Consider the following 25,182-nt stretch of genomic DNA (forward strand, 5'->3'; position numbering starts at 1 on the left):
TTTGCATGGAATGAGGTAATAGTATGGCAAAGCAGCAAATGGGTGTTATTGGTTTAGGCGTTATGGGGAAAAACTTGGCGCTGAATATTGAAAGCAGAGGCTATTCCGTATCAGTATACGATTACTGGACAGACCGGACAGAAGAATTTGCGAACAACGAAGTTCAGGAAAAGAATATAGTTGGAACCGGCAGCCTCGAACAGTTCGTAGCGTCGCTTGAAATTCCCCGCAAAATCCTGATGATGGTCAAAGCTGGAGAAACGACAGATGCCGTTATCCAGTCGCTTGTCCCGCACCTTCAAAAAGGTGACGTGATCATCGATGGCGGAAACACGTTTTTCAGGGACACTAACCGGCGTACAGCAGAACTTCAAGAACTGGGGATCCATTTTATCGGCGCTGGTATTTCAGGCGGCGAAGAAGGCGCCCGGTTCGGCCCTTCCATCATGTCAGGCGGCTTGAAAGAGGCGTACGAAAAAGTGGCGCCGATTTTTGCTGCGATTTCGGCAAAAGTGGACGGCGTTCCTTGCAGCGCGTATATGGGTGCCGAAGGAGCAGGCCATTACGTGAAAATGGTGCATAACGGCATTGAATACGGAGATATGCAGCTGATTTCGGAATCCTACTTCATTTTGAAACATGCCCTCGGATTGAATGCCCAGGAACTGCATGAAATTTTTACCGAGTGGAACAAAGGTGAATTGGATAGCTACCTGATTGAAATCACAGCCGATATTTTCACGAAAATTGATGAGGAAACAGGAAATCCGCTTGTCGATCAGATTTTGGACAAAGCTGGTCAAAAAGGCACCGGGAAATGGACCAGCCAGAACGCATTGGATCTTGGAGTATCCTTGCCAATCGTGACAGAATCTGTTTTCGCGCGTTTCATATCAGCGATTAAAGAAGAACGGGTAGCGGCGAGCAAATTGCTTGCTGGACCGGAAGCGGGGCAGTACAGCGGGGACCGCGCAGAACTGGTTGAAGCAATCCGCAAAGCGCTATACATGAGCAAGATTTGTTCATATGCCCAAGGATTCGCCCAGCTTCGTGCGGCTTCGGCGGAGTACAACTGGGAAATTCCATACGGCGACATCGCAATGATTTTCCGCGGGGGCTGCATTATCCGTGCCCGCTTCCTGCAAGAAATCAAAGAAGCATTCGACCGCCAAGCGGATTTGCCGAACTTGCTGCTTGATCCTTACTTCCAATCCGTAGTGGGGGAGTATCAATCATCCCTTCGCAAAGTGCTGGCAATCGCCATTGAACAAGGCATCCCAGTGCCGGCATTTTCAAGCGCGCTTGCTTACTATGACAGCTACCGGTCAGAAACTTTGCCGGCGAATCTGATCCAGGCCCAACGGGATTATTTTGGTGCGCATACGTACGAGCGCACGGACAAAGAAGGAACTTTCCATACAAAATGGCAATAAAAAAGAATGGCTTCCTTGGAAGCCATTCTTTTTATTCGTTTTCGATTAAGATCACACGTGCCGGAGAAGCGTCGATGCCGATCAATTTAAGCGGCGCCGCGACCATCAGATAGCTTTTCGCTTCAACGTCTTTCAGCTGCAAGCCTTCGATGACGATGATATCCGCCTTGAACAGCGCCTTATGCGTAGGGTGGTTAGGCTGGCTGCGCTCTACGCCAAGTGCGTCGATGCCAACGCCTCTGATTCCGATTTCAGCCAAGTAGTTAGCTCCGTCTTCTTTCAAGAAGATAAATTCAGGATTGAAGTCTTCATCAAAAGAGTTGCTTGTTTTGAATAAAATAAAATCGTCCTTTTCAATAGAAAGGGATTCTAAATCCGATTTGGCAATGCCATCTGTTACATTGGTCAAATCCACGACTTTTGCTTGGCCAACCAGTTTCTCAAGTGATATGGATTCAAAAGTATCGCCGTCATTCAGCATATGTAGCGGCGCATCGATATGGGTGCCGGTATGAGCATCCATCTCAATGCGCGATTCTGTCACATGTCCGTTTGTATTGGTGATGAATTTCGGTTGTTTTTCGGCCTTGTTCTTATAAACAGGCATTCCTTCGTAAATTGGGGATGAAATGTCAAAGATTTTCATGCAATCGCTCCTTTGTCTGCGTTCATTTGCTTGCCTTTCTTATTTTCTCATTTAATCGATAAGCCATCAACTTTAAGCTTTACAATCGAAGCAAAGTTGAAGCGGCTGCCCGAAAGCGATAAAATATTGTTTGTGGAAGCTCGACACGAACCGTAAAGGAGATGGCGAAGGTGAAAGAATTCAAAGTCACCTATTTCTTTGATGAAGAGCATTACATTCGCCGGTTTATCCATGTAGAATCACAGGGAAAAGCGGAAGAGCTCATTCAAAGCGAACGGGACCAATTCGTCTCATTTACCGACAGCCGAGGCATCTACCATGAACTGCATACAGGCAAAGTCCGCGTGATCCAGATTTCCGAGTACCACCGCATTGATAAAACCAAAAAGTAGCGGAATTGTTCGCCAGGATGCTTTTCTTTTTCGAGTATAGAAGTCGAAAAAAGGCAGGGGTTTATTATATAATAGAACGAGTGAACATACTTCATATTCAAAGTTGAAAGAAAGTGGGAAATACTATGGGCCGCAAGTGGAACAACATTAAAGAAAAGAAAGCATCAAAAGACGCCAACACAAGCCGTATCTATGCAAAATTCGGCCGCGAAATTTACGTGGCTGCCAAACAAGGCGAGCCGGATCCAGAATCGAACCAAGCGTTGAAAGTCGTGCTTGAACGCGCGAAAACATATAGTGTCCCGAGAGCGATCATTGACCGTGCGATCGAAAAAGCCAAAGGCGGGTCAGAAGAAAGCTATGATGAACTTCGCTATGAAGGCTTTGGGCCGAATGGTTCGATGGTCATCGTCGACACGCTGACAAACAATGTAAACCGGACAGCTTCGGATGTCCGCGCTGCTTTCGGCAAAAACGGCGGAAACATGGGCGTCAGCGGATCGGTCGCTTACATGTTCGATCCGACAGCAGTTATCGGCGTTGAAGATAAAACGGCGGACGATGTGCTGGAACTGCTGATGGAAGCGGATGTTGATGTGCGCGATATCATCGAAGAAGAAGATTCTGTCATCGTTTATGCGGAACCGGATCAATTCCATGCGGTGCAAGAGGCCTTCAAAACAGCCGGCATCACCGACTTTACAGTTGCAGAATTGACGATGCTGGCGCAGAACGAATTGGAGCTGCCGGAAGATGCACAAGCACAATTTGAAAAAATGATCGATGCAATCGAAGACTTAGAAGACGTTCAGCAAGTTTATCATAACGTCGACTTGGGCGAGTAAAACAATAGAAGCAGCCTGTCGCACTGGAGCGAAGGCTGTTTTTTTTTGCTGCATGAATCCCAAAGAAACCTGTTTGGTTTCAATTTGTCTTTCCTGTCCCGAAATTCTATACTGTCAATAAGAAACAAAACACGCTGCAAAAATACGGGTTTGGAGGGTGATGAAAATAAAAGCCATCGTTGTTAACGAACTAGGCGGACCGGAAGTCCTGACGTTGAGCGAAGTGGCGATTCCTGCCATTTTGCCCCATCAAGTGCTGATCCGCATCCAAGCAATCAGCGTCAACTTTGCGGATATTAAGGCGCGCCAAGGGCAGTATCATGGAAAAGGGGACGGTTCCCCTTTTGTTCCAGGGCTGGACTGTGCTGGAGAAATCATTAAAGTTGGCGCCCAGGTTACCCGTTTTAAAATCGGGCAGCGCGTTATGGCTTTCCCAAAAGCTGGATCCTACGCTGAATACGCAGCGGCAGATGAGCAACTGACCTTTGCTGTTCCGGAGGGGCTGGACATCGAAACTGCCGCTGCATCTTTGACAGTGGGGATTACTGCTTATAATGTCCTAAACAGGGTGGCGCGTCTTGTTCCAGGAGAAACAGTTCTAATCCATGCTGCTGCAGGAGGCATTGGCACTACTGCCATTCAGCTTGCCCGGTTAGCCGGCGCTTCCCGTATTATCGGCACCGTAAGCAACGATGAAAAAATGGAGGCGGCCAAAAAAATGGGCGCTGATCATGTTATTAATTATGTGACGGAAGATTTTGCGGGAATAGTGAACAGCCTAACCGATGGGGAAGGCGCTGATGTTATTTTAGATACTGTAGCAGGAGAAAATTTTGAAAAAAGTTTGGATTGTTTAGCCCACTTTGGAAGAATTGTGGCTTTTGGCCATGGGAATACCGGATCCCTTCCCGGGAAAGTGACGACTGCGGATCTCCATTCAAGCTGCCGATCCGTTCTCGGCTACAGCACCGGCACTTACCGGAAACTCCGTCCGGATTTTTTACAGGAGAGCGCTGATAAAGTGACCGATCTGCTGCTTCAATCCAAACTGGAAATCCTCATTTCAAAACGCTATTCATTGGCGGAGGCGGCACATGCCCATTCCCATATCGAAAGCAGAAAAAGCATCGGTAAAGTCATGCTGATTCCCTGACAGCCCGCTCTTGTCGTAAGATCGGTTTTGCCAGAAGCGATTGCCGAAAAACAAAAATGGTTTCCTGTGGAAGGTTTTTATCTTCCGCAGGTTTTTTATTTTTTAGCCCATCAAAGTTATATTGAAATTGCTTCTCTCTTGCTTATCGCTGTAAATTTTTGTTTCGTTCCTTTAAAGTAAAGGGTATGGCTAAAAAAAAGAAGGAGACTAGATGAATGAAGAAAAACAATATGACACTAAAAGTACTCACCGGCCTCATTCTGGGGGCAATTGTCGGTCTGCTCATCAATTTATTTGCACCCGGCGCTTTTGAAAGTTTAAACTCATACATATTTGTGCCGCTCGGCCAAATTTTCCTTAGCTTGATCAGTATGCTTGTCGTGCCGTTAGTCCTATTTTCCATTATTCTAGGGACAGCCGGTCTTGGCGATCCAGCTAAGCTGGGCAGAATCGGCTTGAAAACGATTGTTTATTTTTTGGTGACTACCACCATCGCCATTGTTATTGGCCTAGGTTTAGCGGCGGTCATCCAGCCAGGGCTTGCAGGCGATTTTGATTTGGACAGCGCCACATTTGAAGCCGAAGAGGCGCCTTCAGTGGCCGACACCTTATTGAACATCATTCCGAAAAATCCCTTATCCGCTTTGACGGAAGGGAATATGCTTCAAATTATCATTTTTGCAGTTTTTATTGGCTTAGCGCTGACTGCTCTTGGCGAAAAGACAAAAGGCATTATCAATCTTATTGAACAGGGCAATGAAGTCATGATGTATCTGGTAGGCATTGTGATGAAATTCGCTCCATTCGGCACATTTGGTTTGATTGCTACAGCTATCGGTTCCCAAGGATTCTCAGCGATCAAAGCAATGGCTTCCTACATGTTTGTTGTGCTGGCGGCTCTTGCGATCCATGCAGCGTTTACATACGGCGGAACAGTTGGGCTCTTGGCAAAGAAAAACCCGGTTTGGTTCTTCAAGAAGTTTGCGCCGGCTATGAGTGTGGCGTTCAGTACTTCAAGCAGCACCGCGACATTGCCTGTATCGATGGAAGCGGCGCAAAAAGATTTGGGTGTGCCTAAATCGATCAGCTCCTTTGTCCAGCCGCTTGGTGCCACCATCAATATGGATGGAACAGCGATTATGCAAGGTGTCGCCACCATGTTCATCGCTCAGGCCTACGGTTCGGATTTGACAATGATGCAGCTTTTGACGGTCGTGTTGACTGCGGTATTGGCCAGCATCGGTACAGCTGGAGTTCCAGGAGTCGGCTTGATCATGCTTGCGATGGTGCTTTCAAGCGTTAACTTGCCGGTAGCGGGAATCGGGCTTGTGCTTGGAATCGACCGCCTGCTGGATATGACGAGAACTGCAATCAATATATCCGGCGACGCGGCTTGCGCGTTGTACGTATCTGAGACGGAAAAGAAGCGCGGGTTAAAGGCGGAAGAAGCCACAGCAGGATAAGTCAGTCAAAATAAGAAGCGGACGAGCTATAAATCGTCCGCTTTTTGTATATCGGCTGAATGGCGGTTAATAAGGGGGTTATTAAATGATTACAGTAGTGGGCAGTGTCAATATGGATTTAGTGGTGAGGACAAAGCGTTTTCCGGAGCAAGGGGAAACTGCGATGGGGGAGTTGTTCGCAACTGTTCCGGGGGGCAAAGGCGCAAACCAGGCTGTAGCAGCAGCCAGGCTGGGAGGCGATGTACAAATGATCGGTGCTGTCGGGACAGATGCATTCGGAGATCAATTGCTGCGGGGGCTGGAAGCGGAAGAAGTGAATGTAACGGCAGTGAAACGGAAAAAAGGAGCAAGCGGAATTGCGAACATTTTACTGTCTGAAGGCGATAATCGCATCATTGTCGTTCCTGGGGCAAATTATCGAGTGACGCCTGAGGAGGTAAGCGGCTACCAGACGATTTTCTCCTCTAGCCACATGGTCATGATGCAACTGGAAATGCCTGCGCCGGTAATTCAGCGGACACTGGAGATTTGCCGATCCCTTGGTGTGCCGACCATATTAAATCCCGCGCCGGCTGATGGATTTCGAAAAGAGTTTTTGTCGCTTGCGGATTACCTGACGCCTAATGAGACAGAGGCGGAAGCATTGTTCGGGAAAATGTGGACAAAAGCATTGGAAGACTTTCCGAACCGGCTAGTTGTAACACTGGGGAAAGAGGGGGCGCGCTTTTATGATGGAGAAAACCATATTCATGTCAAAGGATTCCATACACAAGCAACAGACACAACCGGGGCGGGTGACGCTTTCAACGGCGCATTATGCGTTGCTTTGTCAGAAGGAATACCATTCAAAGAATCGGTCTATTTTGCGAATGCAGCGGCATCGCTTGCGGTGGAGAAATTTGGTGCCCAAGGAGGCATGCCGGATCGGAAAAAAGTACTCGAACGGCTAAAAGGACACAGCTGAAATCCATTGAAGAACGTCTGCAGTTCTGGATGCTCGCTTCGGCTAAAAGGAGCGTCATCTGCTATACTGGCAGTAAAGAAAAGGGCAGGGGGCGACAGTATGAAAGACATCTGGAAGCTGAAGTATGGGTCGCATAGTATACAGATTGAGAATCGGCTGGAAGGGAGCCGATTGTACGTTGATGGTGTGCTGCAGGATGAACAAATAGGTTTTCATTTGAGTTCCCGGCTGTTCGGAAAAGTGAAAAATGAGGAAGGCGAGGCTGAAGATATCAAAGTATCCATAGGCTGCAGCTTGTTAAGGACAGATTGCCGTGTTTTTATCGGGGAGCGGCTGACCTATTCGACTGATTTGCAATGGGAAATGTAATTGGAGAAAGCGAAAATGCCGGACGCTGGCTGCGTCCGGCATTTTCTATGGCAGGAGGGGGAAAACTGGACAGCCCTGGCATTTTTCCGATAAATTCTGTATGTTTAATATATTCAGTGTATAAAAAGGGAGTATAGGAGGGGCATATATGAAACCATTCATCGGCATTACGTCGTCAGTGGAGCTTGGACGGGATGAATACGCTATTGAAATGGTTGATACGGAAGCGATTTTGAATGCTGGCGGCTTGCCGCTTATGCTGCCGCACATAATGGAAGAAGCAGACATCGACGGGCTGGTTGAAAAGCTTGATGGCCTATTTGCTGCAGGCGGCTATGATATTGATCCGACGTTATTCGGTGAAGAGCCGCATCCGAATCTTGGCGTCATCATTCCTTCGCGCGACCACTTTGAGCTTTTGCTGATCCGAAAAATGCTGGAGGCTGGAAAGCCGATCTTGGCTATTTGCCGAGGTGCCCAGATTTTGAATATTGCCGTTGGCGGCGATATGTACCAGGATCTTCCGGCGCAGTTTGGTGGGACATTGCTGCAGCACCAGCAAAAGGCTCCGAAATTCCATGGTTCGCATTTTGTCGAAGTGGCAAGAGATTCCTTGCTGTACCAGCTGACAGGAGAAGAACGGCTGAAAGTGAACAGCCGCCACCATCAGGCCAACCGCTTGGTTCCAAAGCCTTTCATCATCAGCGGAAAGGCAAGCGACGGCGTTATTGAGGCGATCGAGAGCAAGGAGCACCGCTTTGCCCTCGGCCTTCAATGGCATCCGGAAAATATGGCGCGGGTCAAGGATGTGCCGTCTCTTCGCATTTTCAAAGGGTTTATCGCGGCATGCCGAAAAAAGGAGCGGTTTGATGAAAATCATCGACACGCATTGCGATGCGCTGCTGAAACTGCAGCTGACAAATAGAAAACTCATGTTTGATGGAAACCCTTTGAGCTATATGGATTCCGATAAATTGGACACAAATTTCCAGCGTCTGCAGCAAGGCGGTGTAAAGGTCCAATTTTTTGCTGTCTTTGTTTACCCGGAGATTCCGGCTGATGAAAAGTGGCAGCACGCGCTGGAACAAGTGGATCTGTTTTTCACACAAGTGGTCGGCGCAAATCCAGCTATGAAGCATATCCGGAAGTGGGAAGACATCGATGCCTTGAAGGAAGGGGAAATCGGGGCCGTGCTGACACTTGAGGGAGCAGACGCTTTCGGCAATGATTTGGCGAAGCTCCGCACCTTATACCGATTAGGTGTTCTTTCGATCGGTTTGACCTGGAACAACGCCAATCTCTGCGCAGACGGGGCCGGAGAGCCTCGCGGGGCCGGTTTGACGCTGCTCGGCAAAGAAGTGGTCCAATTGAATAATGAGCACCGGATATTCACCGATGTTTCGCATTTGTCCGAGAAAGGTTTCTGGGACGTCATGGAGCTCGCGGATTATCCGATTGCCAGCCACTCGAATGCCCGGGCGCTTTGCGACCATCCGCGCAATTTAGACGATAAGCAGATTCAAGCGTTGATTGGGAAGAACGGCTTGATCCATGTGGTCTTTTGTTTGGAATTTATTAAGAAAGAAAAAACAGATGTGACAATGCGGGATCTTATCAAGCATATAGATCATCTCTGTTCTCTTGGAGGGGCAAAGCATATCGGAATCGGGTCGGATTTTGATGGCATATCCGCTTATATGAAAGACTTGGAAAATGCATCGAAATTCCAGAACTTGATCAATGAACTGCAGAAGCATTACACGGAAAGTGAAGTGGAAGGCTTTGCCTGCCGGAACTTTTTGGAACACCGGCCGGGCTTGCCGGCCGCCACTTGATCAAATAAAAAGGCGGGGATAGGCTGATGGACAAGCCAGCGAAAGAAAAAGTGAAAGAGGTCTTTGGCCGAAATGCTGAAAAGTACAGAACGAGCGAGCTTCATGCAAAAGGCGATGACCTGCCGTTGCTTGCAGAATGGCTGGAGCCTGAAGACGCATGGACCGTATTGGATATTGCTACAGGCGGGGGGCATGTGTCAAAAGCGCTCGCGCCTCATGTGAAAAATGTCTTTTCAACCGATTTGACCGAACAAATGCTGGAGAACACAGCCAGCCATCTGGATGCCTTTTTTGAAAACGTATTCTATGTGATTGCAGATGCAGAGGCGCTTCCTTTTTTGGACAATCGATTTGATGCGGTCGTTTGCCGGATTGCCCCCCATCATTTCCCGCATCCCGAGAATTTCATCAAAGAGGCAGCGAGGGTGCTGAAACCAAGCGGCAAATTTGTTTTAATCGACAATGTCACGCCGGAAAACCCGGAACTGGCTCAATTCATGAACCGGACAGAAAAACTGCGGGACGACAGCCATGTTCGTTGTTTAAGCAAAGCGGAATGGACCGAGCTTTTGCACCAGCATGGACTGGTGCAAACAAAATCGCTTGACCGGAAAAAAACATTCCAATACCCTTCATGGGTGGCCCGTACCACAGAAAGCGAAGAACAAAGGGAGCGTGTAAAGCGGCACTTGCTTTCAGCCGACCGGGAAACGGCCGGATATTTCTCTTTGAACATCCAAGGCGATGCCATTCAGAGTTTCACAATCGATGAATGGATGGTCATGTGCATAAAAGAAGAGGCATAAAAAAGAAACCCTTCAGTTCGTTTGTGAACCGAAGGGTTTCCTCAATTATTATTGGACTTTTGCAGGTGCATTTTTTACGTTTTTCCGTCTATGGAGCAAAGCATTGATCTCTCCACCGATTACAAGGATCAGGCCTGTAAGGAAGAACCAAAGCATTAAGACGATAAGTCCTCCAAGGCTGCCGTATGTGGCAGAATAGCTTCCGAAATTTGAAACGTAGAACGAAAAGCCGAGTGAAACAACTTGCCACAAAACAGTGGCAATGACTGCTCCTATGATGACTTCTTTAAATGGGAATTGCTTGTTTGGCGCGAACTTGTACAAGAAAGCGAGCACGACACTCATCACTGCAATGGAGATGACCCATCGAAGCACTTGGAACAAGATTTCTGTTTGCGGAGGCAAACTCAAGATACGTGTCACTAGGTCGATAATTGTTCCGCCGAAAATTGGAAGAATAAGCGCTACGATAACTGCGACCAGCATGAAAAGCGTCAAAACGATGGCCATGAGCTTCAATTTGATGAATGAACGTGTTTCTTCCACATCGTAAGCTTGGTTGATGGCTTCAATAAATGCAGTCATAGCATTCGAAGCGGACCAAAGTGTACCAAGAATACCGAATGTCAATAAACCGCCGCGCGGTGTCGTGACAACACTGACGATAGTCTCCTGGAAAGTGCTGGCCACTTCCCCTGGAAGGATGCTGCCGATAAAATCAACTGCACGCTGCGGATCGATCTGCAGATAAGGCAGGATGGAAAGCAGCAAGATCAGCAAAGGGACGATGGCTAATAAATAGTAATAGGCCTGTGCTGCAGCAAGGGTTGTGGCATGGTCGTTTTTTATTTCGCCCATGAGATCTTTTGCCATAGATGGTTTTTTTGCCATAGTGTAACCTCCAAAGTTTAGGTGTATTTATTCTTTGTATCCCCAAATTGGGAGGCGATTAATCATTAAAAAGCAAAAGCGGCCCCGAAAGCCTTTTATAATGGTTTGATAAGCTTCATCATTCCATTGTTTTTGCCCCGATAATATCGTTGAAAGGAACCTTTTCCGTACGGCCGGCTTCTTCCAGGCAAAGTATTTTTCTGTTCAAATCAATAGTCACAATCAGTCCGGTTAACGTGCGCGGACCATTTTGCCAAAGGGAAAGCTCAATTTCGCATGGCCGCGCATAGGCTGCTTGAATTTCTTCATAGATGGATTCCAAATCGAACTCGTCCAATACCGGTTTGGTGTTGTAGCGGTCCTCCTCCTTCAAATCTTTCAATAATTGGATGTGTTCAGTAAGCATCATGGCAGTCCATTTGATTTGGCCGCGATCTTTGATTTGGCCTTTTACAGTCATATGCTTGTTTTTCTTCATCACATGCACCTCCTTTTCGAAATAGGAACATTTGTTCTTATTTTAAAGAAGAGATAGAAAGCGGTCAATAAAAAGAAGGAGACCAAAATTTGGCCTCCTTCTTTTTATAGTTCATCACTTTCTGGCAAGACGTCCACAGCAACTTTCAGAATATGATGGTTTTCCATCTCGACGATGGACCATCGGTATTTCCCTTTTTCAAATGTGCTGCCGGATTCGGCTTCAATCAGCTGATGCTGGATCCAGCCGGCGATAGTGTCAATATCATCGCTGTCCTCGAACTCCATATTAAACCGTTCTTCTAAATCTTTCAGGAGGACACGGCCATTCAAGAGATAGCGCGTATCACTTTCTTTTAAAATTTCAGCTTCTTCTTCCTCGTCAAATTCATCGCGGATTTCTCCGACGATTTCTTCCAAGATGTCTTCCATTGTAATGATTCCTGAAGTTCCGCCGTATTCATCAATGACCAGCGCAATGTGCGTCCGGTCTTTTTGCATTTTCACGAGTGCCGTATGAAGCGGTGTCGTTTCGTGGAAGTACGGCAAGTCATGGATGAATTCGGACAGGTTGATATGCCCGTTCAACGCATAATAGGTCAAAATCTCTTTGGCATTGATAAACCCGATCAAATCGTCTTTGTTTCCTTCTTTTGCAATGGGGTAACGCGTAAACTGATGTTCGCGGATTTCAGCAAGCAGCTCTTCGGAACTTAAGCCGTCCGAGATCGCAATCATCTGCGTACGCGGAACCATGACATCTTTTGCGCTCCGCTCGTCAAAAGCGAAAATGTTTTGCATATACGATAATTCGGTTTGATTGATTTCGCCGCTTTGGAAACTTTGTGCCATGATGATTTTCAATTCGTCTTCCGAATGGGCTTGCTCTTCTTTTGTGTTTTGCACCCCGAACAGGCGCAAGAGCACACGGGCGGATCCGTTCAACAAAAAGATGAACGGCGCCATTATCTTGCCGAACCAGTAAAGGGGCAGTGACATGAACAGGGTCATGCGCTCGGCAAATTGAAGAGCCAGTGATTTCGGCGCCATTTCGCCGATGACCACATGCAGGAAGGTCACCAGGGAGAAGGCGAGGACGAACGAAATGACGACAGAAACAGAATCAGGAACGCCAATCACTTCAAACAATGGATGCAGCAACCGTTCAACAGTCGGTTCTCCAAGCCAGCCTAGGCCAAGGGCGGTGACGGTAATGCCAAGCTGGCAAGCGGACAAATAATAATCCAAGTCACTGACAACTTTCTTTACGAGTACCGCTTGTTTGTTGCCTTCTTCTATCAGTTGCTCGATGCGCGACATGCGGACTTTAACGACGGCAAACTCAGCACCAACGAAAAATGCGGTTAACGCGATCAATAAAACGAGTAAAGCTAAATTCACTAAAAGTATGGGGTCCAATAAATTCCCTTGATTAAGGGATTCACCTCCGAAAAATTTTATTAACATTAAGATTACCATAAATTCCGGGCAAAGTGAAACCGCCGTCAGCGGCGGTAAATCCGCTAAGGGCCGGTCAAGGCAAGCGGAGCGGAAGATTATTTTCCTTCAATCACTTGGCGGGTGAGTTCCTGCACATCGATTGCGGTTTCTTCGCTCATCACGTCTTTGAGCATGACATTCTTGAAATAATCAACGCTTGCAGCAAGCGGAATATTCAGCAACTTTGTCAAAGCGATGCGGTACATTTTTGCGAATTCGGGATCGGAATTTCCGCGTTTCAACTCAGCGAAAGACTCATAGAATTGATCAAGCTTATCGGCTAGCTCCAACAGCCGGCCTTCCACGGTGTCGTCTTTTCCTTCTTTCATCCGCTCAAAGAAAACTTCTTGGAATTCTTCAGGAATTTCCGTTAAGATAAACTTTTCCATCATCCCTTCTTCCACTTTCGCAATCATTTCCTTCAATTCAGGAGAAGAGTGCTTGACGGGAGTTTTGATATCGCCGATAAAAACTTCGGCAAAATCATGATTGATGGTTTTTTCGTACAGCGACTTCCAATCGATCGTTTGCCCTGCACGCTCCTCGATTGTCGCAAACAACATTGCGTACTGGCTTACCTTCCAGGAATGCGCCGCAACGTTGTGTTCTTCAAATTTAAACCTTCCAGGTGCGCGGATAATCCGCTCCAAATCGTTCAACGATGTAAAAAACGTATGAATTCCCATAAAAACGACTCCTTATACTATATTTCTCTATCTTCACCATACCCGAAATTAGTATAATTAAATAGGGAATCGAAAGAAAAGCGGAAACGGCCGTTCTGCTCCGACAGGCGTAAGACGATTTGCCGCATAGGCAGAGTGCTTACGCCCCGAGGAGCAGGCCGTTGCAGCTGGACAAAAGAAAAGCGCAGGCGCCTGATCAGCCTCGACAAGCGCTGGAGGGCTTGGCGGTCATGGCGCATTTTGCCATGGCAGTCAAGACAGACCGCGACCTCGAGAGGCTAGGCGCCGGAGCTGGACAAAAAGAAAGCGGAAGCAGTATAAAGCTTCCGCAAAAATACAGAAGGAGCAAAGCATGACAGGAAAAACACATATTATAGGCGGCATCACGGCAAGTCTTGCCTTTGCACAAATCACCAGTTATGATCCATTCATTTTAGTAGGCGCAGGCGTTATCGGCGCCATTTTGCCGGACATCTGCCATGGAGGCAGCAAAATCGGGCGCACACTGCCGCTATTGTCGAAGATAGTCAATAAGCTTTTTGGGCATCGGACATTCACGCATAGCTTGTTGTTTTTGGTTCTTATGGCTGTTCTTATGAACGGATTCGTACCGAATGAAGCGTTCACAGCAGGTGTGCTTGTAGGAATGGCCAGCCATTTATTGCTGGATATGGCTACTAGAAACGGCATTAAGCTGCTGTTTCCCGTTAAACTCACTGTCCGCTTTCCAATTACAGCAAAAACCGGAGGAGCAGCGGAAAACGCTGTGTTTTCCGTATTGTCTTTGTTCACGGTTTATTTTGGCTACGGTGTTTTTATTTCTTGAAATCAAATAGAGAGGCGGCCTGAAAATGATTTAGGCCGCCTTTTTGTATGCCAAAAAAATAAAAAGCCATTTGCTCAGCTGCAAATAGCTTCCTTCTTCCTCCGGCTGTTACATTTTTTTGAAAAACGAAATGATCTGTTTTTTCGTCGGTTCTTGCAAACGATAGCGGAGTTCTTTGTTTTGAGTGTTTACAAGATGGTATGCCGGATTTTCAGCCACTGTGAATTTCCAGTGGGGCTTCGTATTTTTCTTTGAAATCAAAAGTTCGGGAGGCATCATCTTTTCTTTGAAGCTATCGAGTTTGGCCATTAAAAAGGTATCCATATACCGTACGATCAAAAATCCTTGCTGGCGCTCGGGATCAAACTTCGCCAAGTTGAATTCACTGATATCAAAGCCTTTTTCATACCGCTGAACCGAAGGGGATAACACAAAACAATCTTCATTCATAAAGACGGTCGAGTTTCCTTGTTGTTTCAGCCCAAGTTCTTCTACCAGAAAATCCTTATTTACCAGGCTCATTTCTCGTGCAGTAGCCATGTCATTCCTCCTAATAGAAATCGTTGTATTTCTATTATACCACTCTTTGGCTGTTAAAGGGATGATAAAGGTACTTTGTGCAGCATGGATGGTCTGAACAGGCAGGTGCAAGGCAAAAAAAGAAGAATTGTTTTAAGGACAGAAAAAGAAGGGAAGTGTCCCGCAGTATGAAAACAATCGGTTTGATCGGCGGAATGAGTTGGGAGTCTTCGGCAGAGTACTACCGGATAGTAAATGAAGAAGTGCAGCGGAGATTGGGAGGGCTGCATTCGGCAAAATGCATCCTTTTCAGTGTGGATTTCGAAGAGATTGAACAATTGCAGCGGCGCGGGGATTGGGCAGAAGCGGGGCGGCTGTTGGTTGAAGCGGCAAAGGCTCTTGAAAAATCGGGGGCGGAATTGATTGTTTTATGCACCAATACCATGCATATCGTGTTTGAGGCCCTTGAAAAAGGGGTGGAAGTTCCACTTGTCCATATTGCCGATGCCACCACAAGGGAAATCCGGAAAGCGAGCCTTGCTGCTATCGGTTTATTGGGCACAAAATATACGATGGAAATGGATTTTTATAAATCCCGGCTGACAAACAAGGGGCTGAATGTTTTGATTCCTGATGAAACAGAACGGAACCAATTAAACCGGATTATTTTCGAGGAATTATGTTTAGGGGAAATTCGGAAGCCCTCAAAGGAGTATTATCAAATGGTCATCGACAAACTCATCAAACAAGGCGCCGAAGGAATCATTCTCGGCTGCACAGAAATCGGCTTGCTGATCAGACAGGAAGATTCACCGGTTCCTATCTTTGATACAACAGAAATCCATGCAAAAACGGCAGTAAGGATGGCATTGGGTTGAAAAAGGGAACACTGGGGAAAATACTTTATATAATGAAAATCAATCGAAGGAGTGAACGGTATGTGTGGAAGATATTCCTTGTTTACGGATTATGCAGCCATATTGGAACGCTTTGATATCGAAGAAGTCAGTATAGGGGAAAACGATTATTCCCCAAATTACAACATCGCGCCATCTCAGCAAGTTGTTGCAGTAGTAAATGATGGTACGAAAAATCGGCTTGGGCTGCTGAGATGGGGCCTTATTCCGCCCTGGGCAAAAGACGCGAAAATCGGTTATAAAATGATCAATGCGCGTGCTGAAACTGTGGCGGAAAAACCGAGTTTCCGCAATGCATTCAAGAAGAAGCGCTGTTTGATAGTGGCGGACTCTTTTTATGAATGGCAGCGTACGGATGAACAAAAAACCCCCATGCGCATCAAGCTGAAATCAGGAGAACCGTTTGCGTTCGCCGGCCTGTGGGAGTCGTGGAAATCGCCGGATGGGGAAACTATCAATACATGCTCCATTTTAACGACAAAGCCGAATGATTTGATGGCTGACATTCATGACCGGATGCCGGTTGTATTGTCAAAAGAAGCCGAAAAAGTTTGGCTGGACCCGAATGTGCAAGATCCGGAAGTTCTGGGTGGATTATTAAAACCATTCGATGCCAAAGATATGGAAGCCTACGAGGTTTCTTCTGCAGTGAATTCCCCGAAAAACAACGGGCCGGAATTGATTGAAAAAGTAGGGTGACGACAAGCTGGCAGTATTCAAAGCCAGCTTTTTTCAATGGAGAAACCGGGTAAGCAAATATTTGGCTGATTGACTTTCTATGTAAAAGTAATACGTTGAAATTAAAAGAGGAAGAGAAACACAGGGAGGAATCGGATTGATCCAGCAGCTTGGCAATCACCAGGAAGAAATTGCAAAAGCCATTTTGGATGTGCAAATTCCTGCTTATCAAATAGAAGCTGAATTGATCGGCTTTGATGGAATTCCACCGTTAAAAGAATCGGTTGAAGACATCCGTAAAAGCGATGAAACGTTCTTCGGTTATTTTGACGGCCATTTGATAGGCTTTATCTCGTACAAGCAGAAAAATAAGCTTATCGATATTCATCGGCTCGTTGTACATCCTGATTTTTTTCGCCAAGGAATCGCCAAAAAATTGATCGGTTTTCTGGTATTGAAATTTCCAGGCCATCAATTTATCGTATCTACCGGTCAAGAGAATGTCCCTGCAAAAAAATTATACGCTTTTTTCGGTTTTGTAGAACAAAACAGCTTTGAAGTGGCACCCGGCATTTGGTGCACAAAATTGCTTTTAAACAATTAAAAGTGCTTGGAATATTCACTTGTCTTTTCAAAACGGAAAAAAATATAATATTTTTCTTTCAAAACGGAAGAGAAAGTCTTATAATCAATTCAAGACTATAGCGTTGGGGTGCTTTTATGAAACTAGATGATATCGATAAAAAGATTCTCGAACTATTGACGGTGAATGGACGCTGCTCTTACGTTGATATCGGAAAGGAACTGAATCTTTCCCGGGTAGCTGTCCGTGAGCGGGTTCATAACCTGTCGGAAGAGGGCGTTATTGAGAAGTTTACAGTGGTCATCAACAGCGAAAAAGTAGGGAAAAAAGTTTCAGGATTTTTTGAAGTGGATTGTGAACCTTCATCGCTGGTAGAAGTAGCGCAAGCATTGGCCGATAATCCGAGTGTGGCAAGCTGTTACCAAATGACAGGGCCATCCACATTGCACATGCATGTTTTGGTCGATGATTTTATCGACTTGGAAAAATTCATCAACGAGGAACTTTATGCTTTAGAAGGCATCACGCGGGTGGAAAGCCATATTCTTCTGCGAAGATTCAAAAGCAGAAACGGCCTTAAACTTTAAAAGCTTGCAGCAATTTCTCCTGCTGCAAGCTTTTTTGTTACCTGGATAAAAATTAAAAATATTTAAAATATTCTTATTGATTTAGAAGAAACGATACCATATAATTGCCTTATTGTTTTTGTTAAGTGAAAATGAAGAAACGATTAACAAACGAATAAGAAAATGGTGGATTTGAACCTTTTGTTCAATTCATAAAAAACTCACAGAGAAGGGAAGAGGGTTTGACGTTGAAGAAAAGCCGAAAGAAAAACCTTTTGGCTGCAAGGCAAAGATAATGCTTACGGTTTAAGAAAATTAAAAACGGGGGTTTATAAATGAAAAAAAACTGGCTGCTTTTATTGATGATGTTTGGCTTAATTCTTTTAACTGCTTGTTCACAGAGTACAATACCCGAAGGCGCAGAAACTTCAGGCGCAAATACAGGTACAGAATCAGAAGGTGCGGAACAAGAAATTATTTATGCCTCGACTTCGGATGCAGTTGGGCTTTCACCGACTTTGACGAATGATTCTGTCTCATCGAATGTCATTACACAAGTTTATGAAACATTAGTGGAAAGAAATCCGGAAACGATGGAACTTGAACCGAAATTAGCGGAATCTGTTGAATCAAAAGATGAACTGACTTGGGTTTTCAAATTGAAAGACGGCATCAAGTTTCATGATGGAACCCCGTTGAACGCTGAAGCTGTAAAATATTCGTTTGAAAAATTGATCGATCCGGCTACTGCCGCACCACGCGCTTCTTTGCTGGAGCCGGTTGATACAATAACGGCAGTGGACGATTTGACAGTGGAAATCAAAACAAAATATCCATACGGACCGATGCTTGCCGCTTTGTCTCACGTAAACGCATCTATCATTTCACCGACGGCCGACGAAAAGCAGGAGTTGATGAAAGAACCGGTAGGAACAGGCCCATTCAAATTTGTCAGCTGGAGTACAGGAGACCAAGTCGTCCTTGAAAAGAATGCAGATTATTGGGGGGGCGCACCGGAACTTGATAAAGTGACGTTCAAAGTGGTTCCTGAAATTTCAACAGCCATTTCAATGCTTCAAACTGGGGAAGTTAATTTCTTGGATGCTTTGCCGCCTGAACAAATTTCACGGATTGAATCAATTGAAAACGTTGAAGTGACAAAAGGTGAAGCCACATCCATGAACTACTTGACGTTTAACTTTTCGAGAGAACGCAACCAAAATCCTGATTTCCGAAAAGCGGTTGCAAGCGCGATAGACCGTGATGCTTTCGTTGAGAAATTGGAAGGGCTGGGAGTTCGCAGCGACAGTATCCTAGGGCCGCAAGTTTTCGGCTATGATCCGGCTCTTGATAAAGCTGGAACAGCTTATGATCCCGAAGCAGCCAAAAAATTGGTTGAAGAAAATGGATTTGGCGACGAGCCGATCAAATTGCTTACTGCAAACCGCGAAAACTTCGTGTTGATGGCAGAAATTGTGCAGTCCCAATTGACAGAAGCAGGCTTCGATGTGGAAATTGAAATGCTGGAGTGGGCAACGTTCCTTGAAACAGCGCGTGCTGGTGAATTTGATATGACATTCCTAAGCTGGGCTAATGTTACAAGTGACGGTTCGGAGATGTTTTATCCAAACTTCCATTCCGATAACATTGGCACTTCAAACCGTGCCCAGTATAACAATCCAGAGTTTGATAAAGTAGTGGAGGAATCACGTACCACGATCGAACCTTCAGAACGGGAAAAATTATTGAGTGAAGCAAATAAGATGATGCTCGATGATAACGCGGCCATCGTCATGTACCATGGAATGACAACATCCGCTACACCGAAAACAGTGGAAGGATTGAAAATCGATCCAAACGGCATTTGGTATCTGAACAAAGTAACAAACCGACAATAGGCAAAAGAAGAAAAATAGGAAAACCTGCGGTATATAACATATGCTGCAGGTTTTTCTGCTTTACTTGCGATATGTCAAGTAACCGTTTGCAAATAAAGGTAACAGATGATGGATTAATGGGAATTAACGCCGACAAAAAGTAAGAGATTCGGATGGTTCATTGTCAACTTGTAAATTAAAAATCGGAAAATATCACTTTTTTGAAAATTCATATAGATTTTTATATTTCATTACTTTATAATCGGATTTATCAAACTATTTACTTTTGTTAAGTGAATTTAATTAATTGGTTAACAAATGATATGGAGGTGGGATTTTGGTTTCTCTAATTATTCGTCGTGCCCTGCAATTAGTCTTTTTACTTTTTGGAATATCTTTCTTGGTGTTTTCTTCAATGTATATAGCTCCGGGAGATCCGGCGGCTATCATCGGGGGACCGACAGCGACAGAATCAGATATTGCTGCCATTCGAGCGAACTTGGGGCTGGATGATCCGTTTCTTGCACAGTATGCACGCTATGTCGGCAATGCCATCCAAGGGGACTTCGGTTATTCGTACCAAACGACCCAACCGGTAGCGGATGCCATTACCGTACGTTTTCCGAACACACTCAAGCTTGCTGTTGCCAGCATGATTGTAGCGGTGATTATCGGGATTCTTACAGGTCTAGTTTCAGCGTTGAAGCAAAATTCTTTGCTTGACGTATCTGCTACTACTTTCGCTCTTGCTGGAATTTCAATTCCGAACTTCTGGCTGGGGGCATTGCTGATTCTTGTCTTTGCCGTCAACCTTCAATGGCTGCCGGTAGGAGGGATGTCAAATCCGTTTTACACAGTGGCCGGCATCAAGGAATTGATTTTGCCGGCGATTACACTGGGAACCGGCTCTGCAGCAATGATTGCCCGGATGGCAAGAAGTTCGATGCTTGAAGTTATCCGTGCTGATTATGTGCGGACGGCCCGAGCTAAAGGAGTTAAAGAAAGCAGTGTTATTTGGATCCATACATTGAAAAATGCCATGATCCCGATCATCACAGTTATTGGATTGAATTTCGGATTTTTGCTTGGCGGCACCATCATCACCGAAAAGGTATTTGCGATCAATGGAGTAGGGCGTTTGATGATCGACGCCATTGCAGCACGGGACTTTCCGATGGTCCAAGGTTCGGTCTTGCTTGTCGCTTCGTTATTCGTCCTTGTTAACTTGGTCGTTGATATTGTGTATACCTACATCGATCCTCGGATTAAATATGATTAAAAAGGGGGGAGTGCTATGACAACGGTCGAAACAGTAGAACTGAAAGAAAAAAAGAGGGAAAAATACATCGTCACCACGATGAAGCGTCTGTTTAAAAACAAGTTGGCCATCATTGGCTTGATAATCGTCTTGCTGCAAATACTGATGGCTATTTTCGCGCCGATGATTACAACGCATGACCCCATCAAGCAAACCTTGGCCGACAGTGAACTGCCGGTGTTCAGCCCAGGGCATTGGCTTGGCACTGACAATTATGGCCGGGATGTCTGGAGCCGGATTGTATACGGAGCCCGAATTTCTCTGGTGGTCGGCAGTATAGCTGTCACACTCGGCTTGATCGGTGGGATTATCCTGGGAATGCTTGCGGGCTATTACCGCAAATTAGACGCAGTCATTATGCGTTTTGTCGATCTTTTGTTCTCTTTTCCAGGAATCCTGCTTGCGATGCTGATCATCGCAGTGCTTGGGACAAGCTTAGTGAACGTGGCAATTGCTATCAGTATCTGGTCGATTCCGACATGTGCACGGATTGTCCGCGGTTCCGTTCTTTCTATTAAAGAGAAAGAATACATCATGGCGATGCGTTCGATGGGCGCTTCTGATTTGCGGATCATGGTCCGGCATATTCTGCCGAATGCTTCCGCCCCGATTATCGTGTTTGCCACAATGCGGATGGCAACTGCAATTCTCTCAACTGCTTCACTTAGTTACTTAGGCCTCGGGGCACAGCCGCCGACACCTGAGTGGGGCGCAATGATTTCTCAAGGGCAAGCATTCATGTGGTCATCGCCGCATTTGACGATTGTTCCGGGTATTGCCATCATGCTGACAGTTTTCGCATTCAATGTTCTGGGCGATGGTTTGCGGGACGCACTCGATCCAAACATGGACTTACAGGATTAAATTATAGGAGGAATATTGATGAAAAAATATTGGTTGGTTATCTTAGCGGTGCTCGGAATTATTCTTTTAAGCGCATGTTCAAAAAGCACAATTCCTGAAGGAGCCGAAACTTCGGATTCCAGTTCTTCAGGTTCTTCAGCACCGGCAGAAGGACAAGAGGTTATTTACGCATCGACAACAGATGCAGTCGGGCTTTCGCCAATTTTAACAAATGACTCAGTTTCATCTAGCGTTATCGAACAAGTATACGAAACTTTATTTGAACGCGATCCTGAAACGTTGGAACTCCAGCCGAAACTTGCAGAATCTTATGAGAACCCGGATGAACTAACTTGGGTGATCAAATTGAAAGAAGGCATCACTTTCCATGACGGAACGCCTTTTAACGCAGAAGCCGTTAAATACACATTTGACAAATTGCGTGACCCTGCTACTGCAGCACCACGCGCTTCACTTTTAGAGCCAGTCGAAGAAATTACGGTTGTAGATGATTTAACTGTAGAAATTAAAACAAAATACCCATACGGTTCAATGGTTGCCGCTTTGTCTCACTCAAATGCATCTATCGTTTCACCGACAGCAGATGAAAAACAAGATTTGATGAAAGAGCCGGTAGGAACAGGCCCATTCAAGTTTGTCAGCTGGGCAACAGGTGACCAGATTGTCATCGAGAAGAACGAAGATTACTGGGGCGGCGCACCTGCTTTGAGCAAAGTAACATTTAGGGTTGTTCCTGAAGCGTCAACTGCTATCTCAATGCTGGAAACAGGTGAGGTTAACTTCCTGGATGCATTGCCTGCAGAACAGTTATCCCGTATCGAAGCGATTGAAAACGTCGAAGTAACGAAAAAAGAAGGAACACCGGTTTACTGGTTGTCCCCTAACCATAATACTGAACGCGGCCAAAACCCCGAGTTCCGTAAAGCTATCGCAGCGGCCATTGACCGCGATGCAATTGTTGACCAGTTGAACGGGTTGGGTGTAAGAAATGACAGCATCATCGGACCTAAAGTTTTCGGATACAACGAAGCTGCGGCTAATGGCGCAACAGCATATGACCCTGAAGCTGCAAAACAATTGGTTGAAGAAAACGGATTTGGTGATGAGCCGATCAAATTGCTTGCCGCTAATCGTGGAACTTTTGTTCAAATGGCTGAAATTGTCCAATCGCAATTAACTGAAGCTGGATTCAATGTCCAAATCGAAACAATGGAGTGGGCAACTTTCTTAGATACAGCACGCGCTGGAGATTTTGACCTTACTTTCTTAAGCTGGTCGAACGTGACTGGTGACGGTTCAGAAATGGTTTACCCGAACTTCCATTCAGATAATGTAGGTGTTTCAAACATGTCGCAGTACAGCAATCCGGAATTTGATAAATTGGTTGAACAATCCCGTACAACTATTGATCAAGCTGAACGCGAAAAATTCTTGAACGAAGCAAACGAATTATGGCTTAACGAAGACGTTGGAGTTGTTATGTACCACGGTGTGGTAACTTCTGCCACTGATAAATCGATCAAAGGCTTGCAATTGGATCCGAACGGCCAATGGAGCCTGTACAACGTAACAAGAGAGTAGGGAAAACTATGGCAGAGACATTACTTGAAGTGAAAAATTTAGTGACGTCGTTTCGTACAGCTGAGGGTTCATTGCAAGCGGTCAAAGATGTCTCTTTTCATGTCGACAAAGGAGAAACGCTTTGCATCGTCGGGGAATCAGGGTGCGGGAAAAGCATCACCTCTTTGTCCATCATGCGATTGCTGGCGTCGAACGGTGAAATCGAAAGCGGAGAGATTCTGTTGAACAACGAACCTCTCCAAAAGCTTTCAAACGAACAGATGCGGAAGCTGCGCGGCAATAAGATGTCCATGATTTTCCAAGAGCCGATGACTGCATTGAATCCGGTGCTGACGATCGGCTACCAGCTGAGAGAGCCGCTGATTTTGCACCATCAAGTGTCAAAAGCTGAAGCGTCAAAACAAAGCATCGAACTTCTTAGGCAAGTGGGGATTCCCAATCCGGAAAAAAGGCTGAACCAGTATCCGCATGAACTAAGCGGAGGGATGCGCCAGCGGGTCATGATCGCCATGGCCCTGGCTTGCCACCCGAGCTTACTGATTGCAGATGAGCCTACTACTGCACTAGACGTGACCATTCAAGCGCAAATTCTCGATCTGATCAATGACTTGAAGGAAAAGCTCAATATGGGCGTATTGATGATTACCCATGATATGGGAGTCGTTGCGGAAGTCGCGAACCGGGTAATGGTCATGTATGCGGGTAAAAAGATTGAAGAAGGGCCAGTTGAGGAAATTTTCAACAACCCTCAGCATCCCTATACAATCGGTTTGCTGAATTCGGTGCCTAATGTCGACGATCCGGATTTTGAACTTGAACCGATTCCCGGAAATATGCCAGGATTGAACGAGCATATTCCTGGATGCCGTTTCCATCCGCGCTGCAAATTTGCTATGGAAAAATGCAAAGTCCAAGAACCGCCGCAATTTACTGTATCAAAAGGACATTCTGCGAGTTGCTGGCTTGCTGAAGGGGAGGCCGAAAAATATGGAAACACCGGTAAAGTCACCGTCCAAACCTGAAGTTCTGTTAGAATTGAATGGAGTTAAAAAATATTTCCCGATCAAGGGCGGCGTGTTGAAGCGCGTCCAAGGCAATGTGAAAGCTGTCGAATCGGTTTCCTTGAAGCTTTATAAAGGTGAAAGCCTTGGGGTCGTCGGTGAATCCGGATGCGGAAAATCAACACTTGGGCGAACGATTCTCGGCCTTGAAGAGCTGACAGAGGGAAAGATTAAATTCAACAATGAAGAAATCCAAGACTTGAAGCGAAAAGAGAAAAAGAAATTTGTAAAAGAGATGCAAATGATTTTCCAGGATCCATACGCTTCGCTCAATCCAAGACAGCGTGTAGGCCATGCACTGGATGAAGTGTTTAAAATGCACACCGATTTGTCTGCGCAAGAGCGGAAAAACGCTGTTGTGGATCTATTGAAAGAAGTGGGATTGAAAGCAGAACATTACGACCGTTATCCGCATGAGTTCAGCGGGGGGCAGCGGCAGCGCATCGGCATCGCAAGAGCGATTGCTCTGAACCCGCAGTTCATCATTTGTGATGAAGCGGTATCGGCGCTGGACGTATCGGTCCAGGCCCAAGTCTTGAAATTGCTGAAAGCTTTGCAGAAAAAGTATAATTTGTCTTATTTGTTCATTTCCCACGATTTAGGGGTTATCCGCTATTTCTGCGATCGGGTATTGGTGATGTATTTAGGGCATACAGTTGAAATGAGCGATGTTTCAAAGATTTTCAATAACCCGCTTCACCCGTACACTCGAGCCCTGTTATCTGCGATTCCAAGGCCGAACATGAACGCGAAAAGAGAACGGATCCGTTTGGTCGGCGATATGCCGAACCCTTCAAATCCCCCAAGCGGCTGCGTTTTCCATACACGTTGCCCGATGGCGCAGGAAGTCTGCAAAGTCGACAGACCTGCATTTATCGAGCACGAAGAAGGCCATTTTGCGGCATGTCATTTTGCTGGCGTTAAACTCTGAG

Annotated in this window: 28 protein-coding genes; 22 read left to right on the forward strand and 6 right to left on the reverse strand. The window is 45.9% G+C overall.

The genetic code is table 11. The features are described 5' to 3' along the window. Positions 1 to 23: 23 nt before the first annotated feature. The gene (gndA, locus tag FQV30_RS02905; RefSeq protein ID WP_146498637.1) at positions 24 to 1,433 is read left to right on the forward strand and encodes an NADP-dependent phosphogluconate dehydrogenase; all 1,410 of its coding nucleotides are present in this window, start codon (positions 24 to 26) and stop codon (positions 1,431 to 1,433) included. Positions 1,434 to 1,464: 31 nt separating this feature from the next. Here gndA and FQV30_RS02910 read toward each other — a convergent pair whose 3' ends face one another. After that, positions 1,465 to 2,079, reverse strand: a complete 615-nt coding sequence (locus FQV30_RS02910; protein WP_146498638.1) for a cyclase family protein — start codon at positions 2,077 to 2,079, stop codon at positions 1,465 to 1,467. 161 nt (positions 2,080 to 2,240) lie between these two features. Between FQV30_RS02910 and FQV30_RS02915 the strand changes: the two genes are divergently transcribed. The 9 genes from FQV30_RS02915 (at position 2,241) to FQV30_RS02955 (ending at position 9,906) form a co-directional block, all read left to right on the forward strand. After that, complete coding sequence (locus tag FQV30_RS02915) at positions 2,241 to 2,471, forward strand: hypothetical protein (RefSeq protein WP_255473290.1); 231 nt, start codon at positions 2,241 to 2,243, stop codon at positions 2,469 to 2,471. Positions 2,472 to 2,596: 125 nt separating this feature from the next. Then, positions 2,597 to 3,316, forward strand: a complete 720-nt coding sequence (locus FQV30_RS02920; protein WP_146498640.1) for a YebC/PmpR family DNA-binding transcriptional regulator — start codon at positions 2,597 to 2,599, stop codon at positions 3,314 to 3,316. Between the two features lie 166 nt (positions 3,317 to 3,482). Beyond that, on the forward strand, positions 3,483 to 4,469 hold the full coding sequence (locus tag FQV30_RS02925; RefSeq protein WP_146499552.1) for a quinone oxidoreductase family protein: 987 nt from the start codon (positions 3,483 to 3,485) through the stop codon (positions 4,467 to 4,469). A gap of 215 nt (positions 4,470 to 4,684) precedes the next feature. Further along, complete coding sequence (locus FQV30_RS02930; RefSeq protein WP_146498641.1) at positions 4,685 to 5,932, forward strand: dicarboxylate/amino acid:cation symporter; 1,248 nt, start codon at positions 4,685 to 4,687, stop codon at positions 5,930 to 5,932. An 85-nt stretch (positions 5,933 to 6,017) separates the two neighbouring features. Next, on the forward strand, positions 6,018 to 6,896 hold the full coding sequence (rbsK, locus tag FQV30_RS02935; protein ID WP_146498642.1) for a ribokinase: 879 nt from the start codon (positions 6,018 to 6,020) through the stop codon (positions 6,894 to 6,896). Between the two features lie 99 nt (positions 6,897 to 6,995). Then, entirely contained in the window at positions 6,996 to 7,265 is a 270-nt protein-coding gene (locus FQV30_RS02940) for a hypothetical protein (RefSeq protein ID WP_146498643.1), read from the forward strand. 148 nt (positions 7,266 to 7,413) lie between these two features. Next, positions 7,414 to 8,190, forward strand: coding sequence for a gamma-glutamyl-gamma-aminobutyrate hydrolase family protein (locus tag FQV30_RS02945; RefSeq protein WP_146498644.1), 777 nt, complete (start codon positions 7,414 to 7,416; stop codon positions 8,188 to 8,190). Then, complete coding sequence (locus FQV30_RS02950) at positions 8,135 to 9,100, forward strand: dipeptidase (RefSeq protein WP_146498645.1); 966 nt, start codon at positions 8,135 to 8,137, stop codon at positions 9,098 to 9,100. The genes FQV30_RS02945 and FQV30_RS02950 overlap by 56 nt, the downstream gene beginning before the upstream one ends. Positions 9,101 to 9,126: 26 nt before the next feature. Continuing rightward, positions 9,127 to 9,906: a class I SAM-dependent methyltransferase gene (locus FQV30_RS02955; protein ID WP_146498646.1), complete on the forward strand. Its 780-nt coding sequence runs from the start codon at positions 9,127 to 9,129 to the stop codon at positions 9,904 to 9,906. A 48-nt stretch (positions 9,907 to 9,954) separates the two neighbouring features. Here the strand turns inward: FQV30_RS02955 and FQV30_RS02960 are convergent, their stop codons facing one another. The 4 genes from FQV30_RS02960 to FQV30_RS02975 form a co-directional block, all read right to left on the reverse strand. After that, positions 9,955 to 10,797, reverse strand: coding sequence for a YihY/virulence factor BrkB family protein (locus FQV30_RS02960; protein WP_146498647.1), 843 nt, complete (start codon positions 10,795 to 10,797; stop codon positions 9,955 to 9,957). A gap of 118 nt (positions 10,798 to 10,915) precedes the next feature. Then, on the reverse strand, positions 10,916 to 11,275 hold the full coding sequence (locus FQV30_RS02965; RefSeq protein WP_146498648.1) for a YolD-like family protein: 360 nt from the start codon (positions 11,273 to 11,275) through the stop codon (positions 10,916 to 10,918). A 104-nt stretch (positions 11,276 to 11,379) separates the two neighbouring features. Then, positions 11,380 to 12,693, reverse strand: a complete 1,314-nt coding sequence (locus FQV30_RS02970; protein WP_255473291.1) for a hemolysin family protein — start codon at positions 12,691 to 12,693, stop codon at positions 11,380 to 11,382. Positions 12,694 to 12,830: 137 nt separating this feature from the next. Next, positions 12,831 to 13,460, reverse strand: a complete 630-nt coding sequence (locus tag FQV30_RS02975) for an HD domain-containing protein (RefSeq protein WP_146498650.1) — start codon at positions 13,458 to 13,460, stop codon at positions 12,831 to 12,833. A 161-nt stretch (positions 13,461 to 13,621) separates the two neighbouring features. On the opposite strand from FQV30_RS02975, the gene FQV30_RS02980 reads away from it, so the two are divergent. Next, entirely contained in the window at positions 13,622 to 13,816 is a 195-nt protein-coding gene (locus FQV30_RS02980; protein ID WP_146498651.1) for a hypothetical protein, read from the forward strand. Continuing rightward, positions 13,813 to 14,286: a metal-dependent hydrolase gene (locus FQV30_RS02985; protein WP_146498652.1), complete on the forward strand. Its 474-nt coding sequence runs from the start codon at positions 13,813 to 13,815 to the stop codon at positions 14,284 to 14,286. The genes FQV30_RS02980 and FQV30_RS02985 overlap by 4 nt, the downstream gene beginning before the upstream one ends. A gap of 108 nt (positions 14,287 to 14,394) precedes the next feature. Here FQV30_RS02985 and FQV30_RS02990 read toward each other — a convergent pair whose 3' ends face one another. After that, positions 14,395 to 14,826 (reverse strand): hypothetical protein, encoded by a 432-nt coding sequence (locus FQV30_RS02990; RefSeq protein WP_146498653.1) that lies wholly within the window; start codon positions 14,824 to 14,826, stop codon positions 14,395 to 14,397. Positions 14,827 to 14,993: 167 nt separating this feature from the next. On the opposite strand from FQV30_RS02990, the gene FQV30_RS02995 reads away from it, so the two are divergent. From FQV30_RS02995 to FQV30_RS03040, 10 genes are all read left to right on the forward strand, one after another. Continuing rightward, a complete protein-coding gene (locus tag FQV30_RS02995) occupies positions 14,994 to 15,683 on the forward strand; it encodes an aspartate/glutamate racemase family protein (RefSeq protein ID WP_146498654.1) in 690 nt (229 codons plus the stop codon). A 60-nt stretch (positions 15,684 to 15,743) separates the two neighbouring features. Further along, complete coding sequence (locus FQV30_RS03000; RefSeq protein ID WP_146498655.1) at positions 15,744 to 16,421, forward strand: SOS response-associated peptidase; 678 nt, start codon at positions 15,744 to 15,746, stop codon at positions 16,419 to 16,421. 136 nt (positions 16,422 to 16,557) lie between these two features. Further along, positions 16,558 to 17,004 carry a GNAT family N-acetyltransferase gene (locus tag FQV30_RS03005; RefSeq protein WP_146498656.1) on the forward strand — a complete coding sequence of 149 codons (447 nt, stop codon included), beginning with the start codon at positions 16,558 to 16,560 and terminating at the stop codon, positions 17,002 to 17,004. A 116-nt stretch (positions 17,005 to 17,120) separates the two neighbouring features. Continuing rightward, positions 17,121 to 17,570, forward strand: coding sequence for an Lrp/AsnC family transcriptional regulator (locus tag FQV30_RS03010; protein ID WP_106533962.1), 450 nt, complete (start codon positions 17,121 to 17,123; stop codon positions 17,568 to 17,570). Between the two features lie 314 nt (positions 17,571 to 17,884). Beyond that, a complete protein-coding gene (locus FQV30_RS03015; protein ID WP_146498657.1) occupies positions 17,885 to 19,447 on the forward strand; it encodes an ABC transporter substrate-binding protein in 1,563 nt (520 codons plus the stop codon). Positions 19,448 to 19,763: 316 nt separating this feature from the next. Further along, the gene (locus tag FQV30_RS03020; protein ID WP_146498658.1) at positions 19,764 to 20,705 is read left to right on the forward strand and encodes an ABC transporter permease; all 942 of its coding nucleotides are present in this window, start codon (positions 19,764 to 19,766) and stop codon (positions 20,703 to 20,705) included. Positions 20,706 to 20,720: 15 nt separating this feature from the next. Next, on the forward strand, positions 20,721 to 21,608 hold the full coding sequence (locus tag FQV30_RS03025; protein WP_146498659.1) for an ABC transporter permease: 888 nt from the start codon (positions 20,721 to 20,723) through the stop codon (positions 21,606 to 21,608). 18 nt (positions 21,609 to 21,626) lie between these two features. Continuing rightward, positions 21,627 to 23,189 carry an ABC transporter substrate-binding protein gene (locus FQV30_RS03030; RefSeq protein WP_186725502.1) on the forward strand — a complete coding sequence of 521 codons (1,563 nt, stop codon included), beginning with the start codon at positions 21,627 to 21,629 and terminating at the stop codon, positions 23,187 to 23,189. Positions 23,190 to 23,197: 8 nt separating this feature from the next. Then, on the forward strand, positions 23,198 to 24,211 hold the full coding sequence (locus FQV30_RS03035; protein ID WP_146498661.1) for an ABC transporter ATP-binding protein: 1,014 nt from the start codon (positions 23,198 to 23,200) through the stop codon (positions 24,209 to 24,211). Further along, positions 24,177 to 25,181, forward strand: a complete 1,005-nt coding sequence (locus tag FQV30_RS03040; RefSeq protein WP_146498662.1) for an ABC transporter ATP-binding protein — start codon at positions 24,177 to 24,179, stop codon at positions 25,179 to 25,181. The genes FQV30_RS03035 and FQV30_RS03040 overlap by 35 nt, the downstream gene beginning before the upstream one ends. Position 25,182: the final 1 nt, after the last annotated feature.

This window comes from Planomicrobium sp. CPCC 101110 (assembly GCF_007859395.1).
Classification (GTDB): Bacteria; Bacillota; Bacilli; order Bacillales_A; family Planococcaceae; genus Planococcus.

Coding starts and splice junctions, on each gene's coding strand:
- FQV30_RS03035 (WP_146498661.1), top strand. CDS start 23,198: ATGGCAGAGACATTACTTGAAGTGAAAAATTTAGTGACGTCGTTTCGT.
- FQV30_RS02975 (WP_146498650.1), bottom strand. CDS start 13,460: ATGGGAATTCATACGTTTTTTACATCGTTGAACGATTTGGAGCGGATT.
- FQV30_RS02965 (WP_146498648.1), bottom strand. CDS start 11,275: ATGAAGAAAAACAAGCATATGACTGTAAAAGGCCAAATCAAAGATCGC.
- rbsK (WP_146498642.1), top strand. CDS start 6,018: ATGATTACAGTAGTGGGCAGTGTCAATATGGATTTAGTGGTGAGGACA.
- FQV30_RS02985 (WP_146498652.1), top strand. CDS start 13,813: ATGACAGGAAAAACACATATTATAGGCGGCATCACGGCAAGTCTTGCC.
- FQV30_RS03010 (WP_106533962.1), top strand. CDS start 17,121: ATGAAACTAGATGATATCGATAAAAAGATTCTCGAACTATTGACGGTG.
- FQV30_RS03015 (WP_146498657.1), top strand. CDS start 17,885: ATGAAAAAAAACTGGCTGCTTTTATTGATGATGTTTGGCTTAATTCTT.
- FQV30_RS02955 (WP_146498646.1), top strand. CDS start 9,127: ATGGACAAGCCAGCGAAAGAAAAAGTGAAAGAGGTCTTTGGCCGAAAT.
- FQV30_RS03040 (WP_146498662.1), top strand. CDS start 24,177: ATGGAAACACCGGTAAAGTCACCGTCCAAACCTGAAGTTCTGTTAGAA.
- FQV30_RS02940 (WP_146498643.1), top strand. CDS start 6,996: ATGAAAGACATCTGGAAGCTGAAGTATGGGTCGCATAGTATACAGATT.
- FQV30_RS02950 (WP_146498645.1), top strand. CDS start 8,135: ATGAAAATCATCGACACGCATTGCGATGCGCTGCTGAAACTGCAGCTG.
- FQV30_RS02930 (WP_146498641.1), top strand. CDS start 4,685: ATGAAGAAAAACAATATGACACTAAAAGTACTCACCGGCCTCATTCTG.
- FQV30_RS02920 (WP_146498640.1), top strand. CDS start 2,597: ATGGGCCGCAAGTGGAACAACATTAAAGAAAAGAAAGCATCAAAAGAC.
- FQV30_RS02910 (WP_146498638.1), bottom strand. CDS start 2,079: ATGAAAATCTTTGACATTTCATCCCCAATTTACGAAGGAATGCCTGTT.
- FQV30_RS02995 (WP_146498654.1), top strand. CDS start 14,994: ATGAAAACAATCGGTTTGATCGGCGGAATGAGTTGGGAGTCTTCGGCA.
- FQV30_RS02990 (WP_146498653.1), bottom strand. CDS start 14,826: ATGGCTACTGCACGAGAAATGAGCCTGGTAAATAAGGATTTTCTGGTA.
- FQV30_RS03030 (WP_186725502.1), top strand. CDS start 21,627: ATGAAAAAATATTGGTTGGTTATCTTAGCGGTGCTCGGAATTATTCTT.
- FQV30_RS03025 (WP_146498659.1), top strand. CDS start 20,721: ATGACAACGGTCGAAACAGTAGAACTGAAAGAAAAAAAGAGGGAAAAA.
- FQV30_RS03000 (WP_146498655.1), top strand. CDS start 15,744: ATGTGTGGAAGATATTCCTTGTTTACGGATTATGCAGCCATATTGGAA.
- gndA (WP_146498637.1), top strand. CDS start 24: ATGGCAAAGCAGCAAATGGGTGTTATTGGTTTAGGCGTTATGGGGAAA.
- FQV30_RS02960 (WP_146498647.1), bottom strand. CDS start 10,797: ATGGCAAAAAAACCATCTATGGCAAAAGATCTCATGGGCGAAATAAAA.
- FQV30_RS02945 (WP_146498644.1), top strand. CDS start 7,414: ATGAAACCATTCATCGGCATTACGTCGTCAGTGGAGCTTGGACGGGAT.
- FQV30_RS02915 (WP_255473290.1), top strand. CDS start 2,241: ATGGCGAAGGTGAAAGAATTCAAAGTCACCTATTTCTTTGATGAAGAG.